This window comes from Chamaesiphon sp. OTE_75_metabat_556, from assembly GCF_031378165.1.
Lineage (GTDB): Bacteria > Cyanobacteriota > Cyanobacteriia > Cyanobacteriales > Chamaesiphonaceae > Chamaesiphon.
Genome location: NZ_JANNDR010000046.1, coordinates 14,993 through 28,689 on the forward strand (window position 1 = coordinate 14,993; position 13,697 = coordinate 28,689).

The 13,697-nt window shown below is 47.0% G+C and carries 13 protein-coding genes; 6 read left to right on the forward strand and 7 right to left on the reverse strand.

Features of this window, described 5'->3' with window-relative positions:
• Positions 1-40: 40 nt before the first annotated feature.
• The 4 genes from RMO27_RS02415 to menB all read right to left on the reverse strand — a co-directional run bounded on the left by RMO27_RS02415 (position 41) and on the right by menB (position 2,675).
• On the reverse strand, positions 41-961 hold the full coding sequence (locus tag RMO27_RS02415) for an SPFH domain-containing protein (RefSeq protein ID WP_309728702.1): 921 nt from the start codon (positions 959-961) through the stop codon (positions 41-43).
• Between the two features lie 87 nt (positions 962-1,048).
• On the reverse strand, positions 1,049-1,519 hold the full coding sequence (locus tag RMO27_RS02420) for an NfeD family protein (RefSeq protein WP_309728704.1): 471 nt from the start codon (positions 1,517-1,519) through the stop codon (positions 1,049-1,051).
• Between the two features lie 89 nt (positions 1,520-1,608).
• Positions 1,609-1,845, reverse strand: a complete 237-nt coding sequence (locus RMO27_RS02425; RefSeq protein WP_309728706.1) for a hypothetical protein — start codon at positions 1,843-1,845, stop codon at positions 1,609-1,611.
• Entirely contained in the window at positions 1,842-2,675 is an 834-nt protein-coding gene (gene menB, locus RMO27_RS02430) for a 1,4-dihydroxy-2-naphthoyl-CoA synthase (RefSeq protein WP_309728708.1), read from the reverse strand. Before menB ends, RMO27_RS02425 begins: the two co-directional genes overlap by 4 nt.
• Positions 2,676-2,884: 209 nt before the next feature.
• On the opposite strand from menB, the gene RMO27_RS02435 reads away from it, so the two are divergent.
• Positions 2,885-3,703 carry a Tab2/Atab2 family RNA-binding protein gene (locus tag RMO27_RS02435; RefSeq protein WP_309728710.1) on the forward strand — a complete coding sequence of 273 codons (819 nt, stop codon included), beginning with the start codon at positions 2,885-2,887 and terminating at the stop codon, positions 3,701-3,703.
• Between the two features lie 42 nt (positions 3,704-3,745).
• Here the strand turns inward: RMO27_RS02435 and RMO27_RS02440 are convergent, their stop codons facing one another.
• Both RMO27_RS02440 and RMO27_RS02445 read right to left on the reverse strand, forming a co-directional pair.
• A complete protein-coding gene (locus RMO27_RS02440) occupies positions 3,746-4,309 on the reverse strand; it encodes a Uma2 family endonuclease (protein WP_309728729.1) in 564 nt (187 codons plus the stop codon).
• 208 nt (positions 4,310-4,517) lie between these two features.
• The gene (locus RMO27_RS02445; RefSeq protein WP_309728712.1) at positions 4,518-5,930 is read right to left on the reverse strand and encodes an MlaD family protein; all 1,413 of its coding nucleotides are present in this window, start codon (positions 5,928-5,930) and stop codon (positions 4,518-4,520) included.
• A 241-nt stretch (positions 5,931-6,171) separates the two neighbouring features.
• Between RMO27_RS02445 and RMO27_RS02450 the strand changes: the two genes are divergently transcribed.
• Together RMO27_RS02450 and RMO27_RS02455 are read left to right on the forward strand one after the other, a co-directional pair.
• The gene (locus RMO27_RS02450) at positions 6,172-7,470 is read left to right on the forward strand and encodes a chloride channel protein (RefSeq protein WP_309728714.1); all 1,299 of its coding nucleotides are present in this window, start codon (positions 6,172-6,174) and stop codon (positions 7,468-7,470) included.
• A gap of 138 nt (positions 7,471-7,608) precedes the next feature.
• Positions 7,609-10,116 carry a DUF3656 domain-containing protein gene (locus RMO27_RS02455; RefSeq protein ID WP_309728716.1) on the forward strand — a complete coding sequence of 836 codons (2,508 nt, stop codon included), beginning with the start codon at positions 7,609-7,611 and terminating at the stop codon, positions 10,114-10,116.
• A gap of 91 nt (positions 10,117-10,207) precedes the next feature.
• Here RMO27_RS02455 and RMO27_RS02460 read toward each other — a convergent pair whose 3' ends face one another.
• Positions 10,208-10,672 carry a hypothetical protein gene (locus RMO27_RS02460; RefSeq protein WP_309728718.1) on the reverse strand — a complete coding sequence of 155 codons (465 nt, stop codon included), beginning with the start codon at positions 10,670-10,672 and terminating at the stop codon, positions 10,208-10,210.
• 134 nt (positions 10,673-10,806) lie between these two features.
• On the opposite strand from RMO27_RS02460, the gene RMO27_RS02465 reads away from it, so the two are divergent.
• The 3 genes from RMO27_RS02465 to RMO27_RS02475 form a co-directional block, all read left to right on the forward strand.
• Positions 10,807-10,944, forward strand: a complete 138-nt coding sequence (locus tag RMO27_RS02465; RefSeq protein ID WP_309728720.1) for a hypothetical protein — start codon at positions 10,807-10,809, stop codon at positions 10,942-10,944.
• Positions 10,941-13,004 carry an AAA family ATPase gene (locus RMO27_RS02470; RefSeq protein WP_309728721.1) on the forward strand — a complete coding sequence of 688 codons (2,064 nt, stop codon included), beginning with the start codon at positions 10,941-10,943 and terminating at the stop codon, positions 13,002-13,004. The genes RMO27_RS02465 and RMO27_RS02470 overlap by 4 nt, the downstream gene beginning before the upstream one ends.
• Before the next feature lie 48 nt (positions 13,005-13,052).
• A partial coding sequence (locus tag RMO27_RS02475) for a biotin--[acetyl-CoA-carboxylase] ligase (protein ID WP_309728723.1) occupies positions 13,053-13,697 on the forward strand: 645 nt, incomplete at its 3' end.

Sequence of the window (13,697 nt, forward strand, 5' to 3'; positions counted from 1 at the left end):
CTTCAAGAAAATTGGTGCTCGATCGTCATTCAATAGATCCTCAGCTCTGGACTGGATTGCCTAAAATAGATTTAATTCCTTCCATCGTCGCTGGCACATTGCCAGGATCCATAAAGAGAACTTTGCTGCTTGGACTCTGCCCGATGTTGGTGCCCATTTCGAGATAGCCCAACGCCAATAACACTTCAACCGATCGTTTGCCTTCAGGATTATCTTGAAGCTGTTTGCCGATAATGCCAGCGGCTGCGGCAATCCCTTGTGCCTTGAGGATCTGCTGTTGACGCTCGGCTTCTGCGCCGAGTAGGACTGACTTTTGCTGGGCTTCGGCATCGAGCAGCAAGGCATCCGCCCGCCCTTTGGCTGCATTTACTGCTGATTCGCGTTCCCCTTCCGACGTCAAAATTGCCGCCCGCTTTTTCCGTTCGGCAGACATTTGCAATTCCATCGCATCCATTACCGCTTTGGCCGGAATCAAATCCCGCAGTTCTACGCGCGTAACTTTCACACCCCAAGGATCTGTGGATTTGTCCAAATCCTGCAAGAGCAATTCATTGATTTGATTGCGTGCGGTGAAGGTTTCATCTAATGATAATTGCCCCATTTCAGCGCGGATTTGAGTCAGCACTAAGTTAATCATCGCCGATTGGAGATTCTCGACTTTGTAGTAAGCTTTTTCCAAATCCAAAATTCGCCAGTAGACGACAGCATCGACAGTCACGGAGACGTTGTCGCGAGTAATACATTGCTGGGGGGGGATATCAATTACTCTTTCTCTAACGGTTTGCTGGACGGATATCCGCTCTACCACTGGAATTAAATAATTCAAGCCAGGTTGCAGTTTTTTCCCTGTATATTTTCCCAGTCTTTCGACTAGAGCTTCATCCCCTTGTTTGATAATTTTAATTCCAGAAAAACCACCAAAGCCGAGAGCAGCAGCAATGATTAGAGCAAATGGTTCCATAATATTAATTCTAAATATTTAGATGAAGTAGTGAGTTTCTAAAAAGGTTACTTTTACCGGATTGGCATGTCAAGATCGTCGATCGAATCAATCAATTGCTGACGAATGCATCGGCATCACAATCAACAAATTACCTTCGCGACCGACTACATATAGTTTGTCTTGCGGGGCGACGGGTTCTGTTCCTTCAGCACATCGAGCGCGCCAAGAACTACCTTCATAGAGTACCCGCCCAGTTTGGTTTGGCATCATTGCCGTCAAAGCTTCGGCTTCGGTAGCCGATCGAATCGTGCTGGAGGTGCGTTGTTTATTTATTCGATAACCAATCGCCGCCAATCCACCCGAACCCAACAGCCAGATAAATATTTGCAACCCGAAGGCTGAGGGTAGTAACAACGCTAATAGTGACACCAGCAGCGCACTCGCACCCATACATACCGCTGTAAAGGCTGTAGGGACAAATAGCTCTAGCAAACACAGTCCTGCACCAACTATCAGCCACAGTCCACTCGGACTAATTTCTATGCCACCGATCGCAATTTGACTGAGCCAGATCATAAAGTTTGGTTGCTTGGGATCGATCGTCTATGTCTACGATAACTAACGAAATTCGATCGTGACAAAAATTACCGATCGCGATCGCGATTTTAGTCATCAGCCCCGATTGTCACAAAACCTTCGCCCCAATTATCTCGATCGAGTTCGTATTCATCGATCGAAAAATCATCGGGTCGCTCGCTAAAACCAGGTTGTCCGGAGAGCCTTGCGATCGCTGCTTCTGCTTGCGATTGACTAGCATAAACACCAATCATTTTTGTTTCATCACAACAATCTCGCTCGTAAGCATGTTGCAATCCAAACACACTCCGATCTGCTAACTTCATGGCAACCAAGGATACTGGCGGAAATTAGGCTGACGTTTCTCCAAAAATGCCTGCTTGCCCTCCGCACCTTCCTCGGTCATATAGTAGAGCAACGTCGCATTACCTGCCAACTCTTGCAAACCAGCTTGCCCATCACAATCGGCATTGAGCGCAGCTTTGAGACAGCGAATCGCGATCGGACTTTTTGCTAGTATTTCTTGCGCCCATGCAATCCCTTCCGCTTCGAGTCTATCGATCGGTACCACTGTATTGATCAAACCCATATCCAAAGCTGCCTGCGCGTCATATTGACGGCAGAGATACCAGATTTCTCGTGCCTTCTTTTGACCGACAATCCGTGCCAGATAACTCGCCCCAAACCCACCGTCGAAACTACCAACTTTCGGCCCCGTTTGGCCGAAGATCGCATTGTCAGCGGCAATAGTCAAATCGCAAATCAAGTGTAAAACATGACCGCCACCGATCGCATAACCCGCAACTAGGGCGATAATTGGTTTCGGCATCGATCGCATCAACCGTTGGAGATCCAACACATTCAATCTGGGAATCCCATCGGTACCCTGATAACCCCCGTGCCCGCGTACCGACTGATCGCCACCAGAGCAAAAAGCATATTTCCCATCGGTATGCGGCCCTGCACCAGTCAGCAATACCACCCCAATGCTGGTATCTTCCCGCGCATCGCAAAAAGCATCGTACATCTCAAATACCGTCTCTGGTCGGAAGGCGTTGCGCTTTTCGGGACGGTTGATGGTCACTTTGGCGATGCCATCGGCTTTATGATAGAGAATATCAGTGTAAGTTTTGACCGATCGCCAGGTAGTTTCCATGCTTAAATATGAGGCTGTGAACAAGGTTTAGTTTACAGCAGATTTAGGCTTTAGGCTTTAGGCTTTAGGCTTTAGGTTTCAGTGGATAGTGAATAGTGGATAGTGAATAGTGAATAGTGAATAGTGAATAGATCGCTCCCTGTCCCCCAGTCTCCCTGTCCCCCAGTCCCCCACTCTCCCAGTCTCCCAATCTTTCACCTCCCCACCCTATGACAACTTGGCAAGCAGATATTTCGAGCCGTCCACAGCAAAACGATCGCGGTGAAACTTTATGGGAACTGGTAATTTGTGATGCCGATGGAGGCTGGTTTCATACCGCGATTTGTCCCCAAAAACAGGTTAATGCGGAGTGGATTGCGACTCAATTGAAATTAGCAGCAGCGGATAAATTACCCGAATCGATCCAGGTATTTCGACCGCAGAGTTTGGGTCTAATTCAAACTGCTGGGACGAAATTAGGGATTGAAGTTGTGGCGACACGGCGCACGATCGCCTTAAAAAAGTTATTGCAACAACAAGCGCAAAATTACCATAATGCTAATTATCAACCACTCGCAATCGAATCGCCACCACCATTACCGATTCCCGACGATCTAATTGGTGACAAGTGGCAATTCGTAACGCTAACCGCCGGACAATTGGTATCGGATTTTGCCGATCGACCGATTCCGATCGTCTCAATGCCAGACTATTTATTGCCCCCGCATTGGGGTCTAGGAGCTAATGTCGCCATCCCTGGCGTCATTATCTATGGGGGTAGACAATCGATGCGATTGGCACGCTGGATCGCCGAAACTGAGCCTGTCAGTCTCAATTATTTGGGTGACGATCCGGGTGGTTTAGTATTAGATGCGGGATTAGCCGATCGGTGGGTGATGCTAACATTTAATGACACTGAAGTCAGTCAAGCGGCGAGACTATATGAGGCACGCAAACGGCTGGTACATGGTTTGCATTTCCTGTTGGTGACTCCTGATGATTCGGGGATTACTAACAGTGGGGTTTGGTTATGGCAAAGTAGTTCTTGATCGATCGATCCGTAAGATTCCATGACTATCGATCGATCGTGATTATTCTAGCAACCAATCAAATAACTCACCAACTTTTAGCTGCACCTCTTCAGCAAAACCGGGCATCAGCAACACTCGATCCCGATCGTCAAAGATTTCTATCTCTTTTTTTGGCTGATAGACAAACACTGTTTGCTCATCTGGATCGATTAGCCAACCCATCTGCGCTCCATATTTGAGACAGTGGATAATATTCTTCACCACCTTAGTTTGACCTTGTTCTGGAGACAGAATTTCAATCGTCCAGTCAGGGGCAATCGCAAAAATATTAGCAACACTACCATCGGGATTGCGGGGGATGCGATCCCAGCTCATCACTGCTATATCGGGCACCGTGGATCGATCGCCAAACGTACACCGTAGTTCAGGAAAAGCTCTAGCTATTTTTAGATCGCGCAACGGTCGATCGATCGCAAAGGTTAATTCCCGTTGGATAATGCTGTGCTTTTCTTGTGGCATGGGTTTTTGGTAGATTGTGCCATCGATAAACTCGTTAGCAGGCTTGATTTCTGGCACTGCCAAAAACTCCGCTAGGGTCGTCCGTTGGAGCAGCGATGGAACCATAGTGTTAGGCATTGTGTAGGTAGATTACTCTCATTTTAGATCTCAACTCACCCATGAACAACTCAGCCACCCCCACACCAACCCTCATCCAAATAAATCGCCCAACTCTTGGATCACCCCAAGCAGATCCAACTCATCTGGCTCACCAACGCCGATCTTTTTTGCCGATCCCGATCGGTAACAATTAGCCAAAGCTGATATCGATCGATTATGGTTTAGTTTGAGGCTTTATCGATTCGCCAATAGTAGAATTGTGCCAGCGGTTATCGATTTTGAATGGCTCTTGGGGATTGAGTAATGGTTGGGTGCGATCTAGTTGTTGACTGGGATTAGCTGGTGTGGAAGTTGGTGTTGGTAATTGGCTGATGAGATCTAGCGATTTGCCCAGTGGCTCGATCGTTTGCGCTAATTTCGCTTGTTGTTCGAGTTGTTCGGTCGAAGAAACTAATTTACCCAAGCCATTAACCAAGTTCCGTAAATTGGATCTAAACTCTGGGCTACCAGTGAGATCGTCGAGATCTGCGGTGATTTTTTGAGTATTCTGAAATGTCGATCGAGCCGAATCCAATGTTTGCTGTAATAGGATTACCGTCTTGGGATCGTTTAAATTAGATGTGATATTTTTGAGATTAATTGATGTTTGATTGGCGTTACTGACTAAGCTTTCTAACTCTCTAGCTAGTTTGTCGGAGTTGATTTTGGAGACAGTTGTATTTAATTTGGCGATCGAAGGATTGACAGAGTTGACGGTCTTCCGCAGATCGATGCTCAATTTATCAAAATTATCGAGCGTTGATGCAAAAGTTTTCCGATTTTCGACAACTAAACTATTGACGGATGTTGCTAGTTTCTTGTATTCAGCAGCCGTTGCTGTTAATTCTGCCGCTGTCACATTAAACTTATCAGCAGTTTGGCCAAATTTGGTGCTCGTGCGATCGATCGATCCCGTCAGAACATTGGCTTTGGCTGATAAATTATTGAGGCCAGATTCAACAGATTTAGGTAAACTAGAAAAATCATTACTAAGTTTACTCAGATTCTTGCTCAGTCGGGAAAAATCCTCAGCGGCAGTTCCAGTCTTAACTAAAGTGCTATTGAGATTTCTGACGATCTCTGGACTGTTGAAAGCATCAACCAATTTCGTCATCTTGTCGATCAATTCATTCACGCTCGCCCCGACGCGACCATTGATTTTAGAATTATTACAAAGAATGAGATTGCGATCGCACTTACTGTCGAGGGGTTTGGCCAGCGTGTTCACATTAATTGCAGTGCCGCTACGGGGGGTGATTTCCACTACTGGTTCGCCAATCAACCCCGTTTGATTGACTTCTACCGTCACATCTTTGGGGATGATCAAATCGGGATTATCCATTTGCATCACTGCTTCGACCCCATTCGCCCCTGGTTCGAGTTTGGTGACTTTGCCCACTCGAATGCCGCGAAACCTGACTACTGCTCCAGTTTGCAGTCCTGGTGCTCGATCGAACTGGACGATCGTATTGTAATTCTGACTGCCAGGGGTTAAGCCTCTGAGCCACATGAAAATTGCACCAAAGATTCCCAATCCAGCGATAAGCATCAATCCCACTGAACCTTCTCGGACTGCGCGTGATTGCATTTTGGTTTATTGCTCCTAAACTAAAAGGGATCTAGCTGAGATGTCGATCGAGGATGGTATTTGTCTAGTCGCAATTTAAGATTCTTAAGACCCTTCCTGCTGCTGGTAACGCTCGATTCAAACTAGATCGATCTCTATGTTACCGTGTTGCTACCTTTATTATTCCCGATCGAGCTGTAAATAGCGATCGTTTATACTGACGATGGCGATTGTTAGCGCGATTTCAAGATTGGCAAACAACATGACTAAGTGGTGGCAGCTCGCACCAGCTCAAGCCCTACTCCCTCTGCTAAAATGGCTGGCGATCGGCTGTGCGATCGGTATCCTCACTGGCACATCCTCAGCAGTCCTCCTCGCGGCATTAGAATGGGCGACAGGATGGCGAGAATCCCATCGTGGGATCTTGCTGTTGTTACCCCTGGGCGGATTATTGAGCGGACTGATTTACGACTACTTAGGTAGCAGTGTCGAAGCCGGAAATAACCTACTCCTCGAAGAAATTCACGCCCCGCAAGCAGTCATTCCGATCCGGATGGCACCATTGGTATTAGTAGGGACGACGATCTCCCATCTATTTGGTGCCTCGGCAGGGAGAGAGGGCACAGCAGTACAGATGGGCGTGACACTGGCAGATCGATTGACGCAGATATTGCGACTGCCGCGTCCAGATCGACGGCTAGTAATGATGGCTGGCATTAGCGGCGGATTTGCTTCCGTATTTGGCACCCCGCTCGCTGGCATATTATTTGGGCTGGAAGTACTCGCTTTTGGGCAGTTTCGCTACGATGGCTTATTTGTCTGTGCGATCGCGGCGATTGTCGGCGATCGCATCACCTTAACATGGGGGCTACACCACACAGTTTACCAAATCCCGATCGTCCCCGAATTGACGATCTGGGGGCTGCTGACTGCGATCTTTACTGGTGCCATCTTCGGGCTGACAGCATGGCTATTTACTACTCTGACGTATCAAATTAGTAGTTACTTCAAAGCGAAAATTAGCTATCCACCATTACGTCCCTTTATCGGTGGTATTCTAGTCGCGATCGCGATTCAGCTCCTCGGTACGACTAAATATATTGGCTTAGGCATTCCGACGATCGTTAGTGCCTTTACTACCCAACTCTCACCCTGGGATTTTGCTGCCAAAATTGGGTTTACCGCCCTCAGTTTGGGTGCGGGATTTAAAGGTGGTGAAGTCACGCCGCTATTCTATATCGGCGCAACCTTGGGTAATGCGCTCGCGTCGCTGACGATTTTACCTCCCCCATTACTCGCCGGGATGGGATTTGTCGCTGTATTTGCTGGTGCTGCTAATACACCATTAGCTGCGACATTAATGGCGATCGAATTATTCGGTGCGCCTGTGGGTATTTATGCCGGAATCGCTTGTATTTGCAGTTATCTCTGTTCTGGGCATGGGGGTATTTATCGCGCTCAAAGAGTGGGTGTGAGTAAATATGCCGCATTCAAACATCATGAAGGTAACAGTATTGCGGGGATTGAGATCGAGTCGAGTGCTGATCAACACAGTAAATAATCGACGATCTATTCAATGTTCATCAATTTCGTCTTTGACATAATTAGCTGATGTGCCGACGAAATAACTCAATGATGACGATCGAGATGATCTAAAAAGTCAAGCTAGAATACAGGAGCATAGATTTATTCCCTAAAGATGCCAACACCAATCCCTTCACCACCGCGCACCCATCGTCCCCTCCTGCTTGCGCCAGCGGGAAATTGGGAATGTGCCAAAGCGGCGATCGAAAATGGTGCGGATGCCATTTATTTTGGGTTGGAGCGATTTAATGCCAGAATGCGGGCGGAGAATTTCACTGAAGGCGATTTGCCAGAATTGATGGCGTGGTTGCACCAGCGCGGGGTGAAAGGGTATGTAACGATGAATACGTTGATTTTCCCCCAGGAATTGCCAGCAGCGGAGCAGTATCTGCGCAGCATCATTTTAGCGGGGGTGGATGCGGCGATCGTCCAGGATGTGGGACTGTGCAGGTTGATTCGCCATCTATCGCCGGATTTCCCGATTCACGCTTCGACGCAGATGACGGTGACGAGTGCAGCGGGGGTAGAATTTGCTCATGAATTGGGGTGTGATTTAGTCGTCTTGGCGCGGGAATGTTCGCTGACAGAAATCGATAAAATTCAGGGACAATTAGGAGATCGAGAAATATCGATTCCGCTCGAAGTATTCGTGCATGGGGCACTATGTGTCGCCTATTCGGGACAGTGTTTGACGAGTGAATCTTTGGGCGGTCGATCGGCAAATCGCGGCGAATGTGCTCAAGCTTGTCGGATGCCTTACGATCTAATTGTCGATGGCGAATCATATTATTTAGGCGATAAAAAGTATCTACTAAGTCCTCAGGATTTAGCGGGATTAAATGTCTTACCAGAAATTGTCAAAAGTGGTGTTAGTTGTCTGAAGATTGAAGGACGATTGAAGACACCTGAATATGTAGCGAATGTGACCAAGGTCTATCGATCGGCACTCGATCGCATCGTCCAAGATTTGGGCATTTCTATCGAGCCAGCACGCGATTTATACAACTTAGAAATGGCCTTTTCACGGGGCTTGTATACGGGCTGGTTTGAAGGCATTAACAATCAAGCTTTGGCACACGCTCGCTTTGGTAAAAAGCGGGGTGTATATTTGGGGGAAGTTACCAGAGTTTATCCAGATCGCGAAGCAATTACCATTGATCCAATTGCACCAATTAAAGCTGGCGACGGGATTGTGTTCGATTGTGGACATCCTGAAGATCGGGAAGAAGGCGGACGAGTTTATGAGGTATTTAAGAGCGATAATCAGTCGGAAGTGATGCTGACTTTTGGTCGCGGTGCGGTAAATTTTCGGCAGGTATATATTGGTGATAAAGTCTGGAAAACTAGCGATCCAGAATTGGATAAACAAGTCCGCCAAACTTATGCTGGCGATGTGCCTAAATTCCAACGTTCGATCGATTTAGAAATACATGGTGAAGTTAACCAACCATTAATCGCAATCGCCCGCGATGACATGGGATATGTGGTACAAGTATCGTCAGAAATATCATTAGTTGCTGCCCAAAACCAACCGCTAACTACGGAGAAGCTGATCGCTCAATTAGGACGCTTGGGGAACACGCCATTTTGTTTGGGAAATCTGACGAATAATTTAGTCGGCGATCTGATGTTACCTGTCAGCGCGCTCAATCAAATTCGGCGCGAACTAGTGGCTAAATTAACTACAGCTCGCAGCAAACCAAAATCCTGGCAACTATCGTCAACTAATCAGCTAATCGACTTATTGCCAAAAGTGATGCATCCGGGTCTTAATCCGCCGCAATTAATTGTGTTAGTACGCAAATTAGACCAAATTCCAGCCGCGATCGCATCGGGAATTGCGACGATCTATTGCGAACTCGAAGATCCGCGCAAATATCGCGAAGCAGTGCAATTAGTTCGCGCCACCAAACAGTTAAGTATTCCCCCCCAAATCTTTGTCGCACCACCACGCATTACGAAACCTGGGGAAAATTGGATATTGGAGCAAGTGCGATCGAGTGATGCCGATGGTTATCTAATTAGAAACTACGACCATTTAGAGTTTTTTAAAACCGATCGATGTGTCGGTGATTTTGCCCTGAATGTGGCCAATCCGCTCACTGCTGACTACTTTTATCAAAACTATACTTTAGACCGTCTCACGGCCTCATACGACCTGAATATCGACCAATTAACTGCCTTAATTAGCAGTTGTCCGCGCGATTGGTTTGAGGTGACGATTCATCAACATATGCCGATGTTCCACATGGAGCACTGCGTGTTTTGTGCCTTTTTATCTGAGGGTACAGACTATACTAATTGCGGTCGTCCTTGCGACGAACATCAGGTCAAACTACGCGATCGAGTGGGGACAGAACACATCCTCCAAGCCGATGCTGGCTGTCGGAATACGGTCTTCAATGGTGTCGCCCAAACCGGGGCTGAATACATCCACCGCTTGGTAGAATTAGGCGTCTATAATTTCCGACTGGAGTTTGTCAATGAATCGCCGGAAGTAGTTAGTGAAACGATCAGTTATTATCAACAATTATTAGGCGGTCAAATTAGCGGTGCCGAGTTGTGGAAAAGCTTGCAACTGAGCAGTCAGCTCGGTGTAACTCGCGGTTCCCTGGGGGTGTAGACCCACCTAAAAAAGTAGGGGTAATTCATGAATTACCCCTACTTTTTTAGAATTACCCCTACTTTTTAGTTACTAATTGTTAGCTAAAAACTTAGAAGCGTAAACCAGCACCAACGGTAACACTAGTATTGGCATTGTTGCTATTGAACGGAATTTGCACCGAACCTAACAAAGCAACGCTATCGCTGACATTAAAATCAGCACCGACTTGCGCATAACCAATGGTGGTGTTATTGTTGCCGCCAGTCTGGAACTGGGCACCAACACCAATAAATGGCGTAAGTGGCGTGGCTGATTGACGCAGATCCCAGTCATAAGTCAGACTGGTACCAAGCTGCGTACCACCAGCAGGAAAGGTGATAAACGGACGCAGGGAGATATTATCAGCGATACCGAGCTTGCTATCGATCCCAAAAACGCTTTGTCCGCCACCAAAACTAACTGCGGGACCGACATAATTGTTACCGATGCCGCCAGCCATCGAGGCTGAAGGGGTTTGAGTAATTGCGGCAACTAGGCTAACGAAGATTGCGGGTAGGAGTAAAAGCTTTTTCATATTGGATAATAATAAGTTTCAGTATAAAATTGGACGGTGAGCGATCGAAATTGGTTCCACTTAGATAATTTTTTTCTATAAATTGTGTGTGCGATTGGGTCGCAGCGGATCTGTCCTCTCGGTATCTCACCATCGTGACTCAACACCTCACTCCAGAAGTTCGTCAAATTATCGAGCGCGTCCTCCAGCTCGAACGGGACAGGCTCGACCGCCAAAAAAATTCGCCGATTAATGATGATATCCTCAAAATTATCAAAGAGGCCATCACATGAAGCTGACAGCCATTCGCCTCTATAACTTTCGGCAGTTTTATGGCGAAACGCCAGAAGTCCGCCTCGCTACTGATAACGATCGCAATACCACCATCATTCACGGCAACAATGGCGCGGGTAAAACCACTATCCTCAATGCGTTTACCTGGGTACTCTACGAAAAATTCACCGCCGCCTTCGCCGAATCGCAGCAACTAGTCAACAAGCGCGCCATCGCCGAAGCCGAGATCGGTACCGCCGTCGATACGTGGGTAGAAGTCGCCTGGGAGCATGATGGCAAACGTTACCGTGCCAAACGGATGTGTCGCGCCTACAAGCAACCAGACACGGTGAATATCGTCAACAACGAATTACTCTACTTATATATCGGTGATGCCGATGGGAAATGGCTGCATCCCCAGCAACCGCCAGCCGAAATCATCGGGCGCATCCTCCCCGCCAGCCTCCATCAGTATTTCTTCTTCGATGGCGAACGGATCGAGCAAATCGTCCGCCAGGATAAACGCCTGGAAATCGCCGAAGCGACTAAAATTCTGCTAGGTGTGGAAGTCTTAAATCGATCGATTAAGCATTTGGGCGAAGCGAAAAAGACACTCGAAACCGAACTAGCTCAAATCGGCGATACAACCACCAAAGATCTACTCAGATCCCAACAACAATGCCAACAAGAAATCGATCGCATCGCCCAACGTCAATCAGAAATCGCGATCGAAATTGCTAGCTTCGATCGGATCGATCGCGAAATTAATAGTTATCTACTAGAACTCACCGCTGCTCGTTCCACCCAACAACAACGCCAAGCATTAGAGGGCACCAAAGCTACCCACCAATCACAACTTCGCCAAGCACAGACGGCGATTAAACAATTAATCTCGACCCAAGCACATACCGTTTTACTGACAAAATTAACTCAAGACTTCCAAAAAATTGTATCCGAATTACGCGATCGCGGCGAACTAAATCAAGGGATTTCGCGCGAATTTCTCGCCCAATTACTCCACCATCAAAATTGTCTGTGCGGCACGGAATTACATCCCAATACTCCTGAATATATTCAAGTTCAAACCTGGTTGTCTCGCGCTAGTATTGCCGTCATTGAAGAGACAACCATGCGGTTGATTACCCAAGTCGAAGCTCTGCAAACTCAGGGTACCGAATTCTGGCAAGCGATCGATCTTCAGCAGCAAATTGTCATGACGGCTCGATCGGCAATTAGTCAGTTAGAAATCCAAATCGACAATCTCGAATCCCAACTGCGACAAAATACTAACGTGGAGATTAGCGATCTCCAAAAACGGCTCGATGATATCGCCATTAAAGTTCGCGATCTCACGCTCAATCAAGGTCAAAATCAACAACAGATCGTCCATCTCGAAGGCCAAGTTCAATCCCTAGCCAAACAAATTACCAAACAACAAGCGAACCAAGATCGACAAAGTTTAGCCCAACGTCGGCTCGCAGCAGCCCGATCGGCAATTACCGAAATCAGCCTGATGCGAGATCGTCAAGAACAACAATTTAGATTAGAACTCGAACAGCAAGTTCAGAGCATTTTTCAAGCAATTTCTGTTACTCCCTATCTACCCAAAATCACCGAAAAATACGAACTAATTTTAGTCGAAACTACTAGGGGTGTCGAAACTACTGTCGCTGCTTCGACTGGCGAAAATCAGATCCTCAGTCTCTCATTTATCGGTGGGATTATCGATCGCGTCCGCACCTGGAGCGCGCAAAAATTACTATCAGTCCCGCAGAGCAATACCTTCCCGATCGTCATGGATTCACCATTTGGCAGTCTTGATCGGATTTCGCGCCGCCAAATTGCCCAGATCCTACCGCGATTGGCAAATCAGTTAGTCGTCCTCGTTACCAAAACCCAATGGCGTGATGAAGTCGAAACCGAAATGCACGCAAAAATCGGCAAGCAATATATCTTGACTTACTATACTTCCAAATTAGATGCGCCCGAAGACTATCTAGAGATCGATGGGCGTCTCTACCCCCTGATTCAGTACAGTCCTAACGACTTTGATTATACCGAAATCACCGAAATATTCTAGCCGTTTTAACTATCCACTATTCACTATTCACTATCCACCGATGAATCAATGAATCGCCAAATACTCCTAGAGCTACTCGCTGAAGATCGAGAGTTGGACTTGGATTTTAACATATATATATTCGATACTTTAGCATCGACAAATGACAAGCTAGCAGAATTAATAGCTGAAGAAAATGCCACTCCTGGCACGGTAGTTATTGCCAACCACCAAACAGCAGGACGCGGACAAAGAGGCAACCAATGGCATTCAGAACACGGCGGATTATATCTTTCAATCGCGATCGCACCGGATCTACCAGCGATCGATGTCCACCAATTAACGATGGGAATAGTGTGGGGAATTGCCGATCGATTGAGAAAACAAGGTTTGCCGGTATCGATTAAATGGCCTAACGATCTGATGTTAGCCGATCGCAAACTCGGTGGAATTTTAACTCAAACTCGGATCGCGCAGGGTCGAATTTATCAAGCGATCGTCGGCGTCGGCATTAATTATGCTAATCCAGTAGAAGGTAAAGCCATAAATTTAGCCCCCCATCCTGATTATCAGCCAAATTACCGAAATTTTTCCCTGGAGATGTTAACAAGCTGTACCATTAGGGGAATCATAAGAGGGTACAAACTGTGCACTCCAATCACGATCGACCGTCTATTGTCGGACTATCTAGAACTACTCAATGCTCGTGGACGC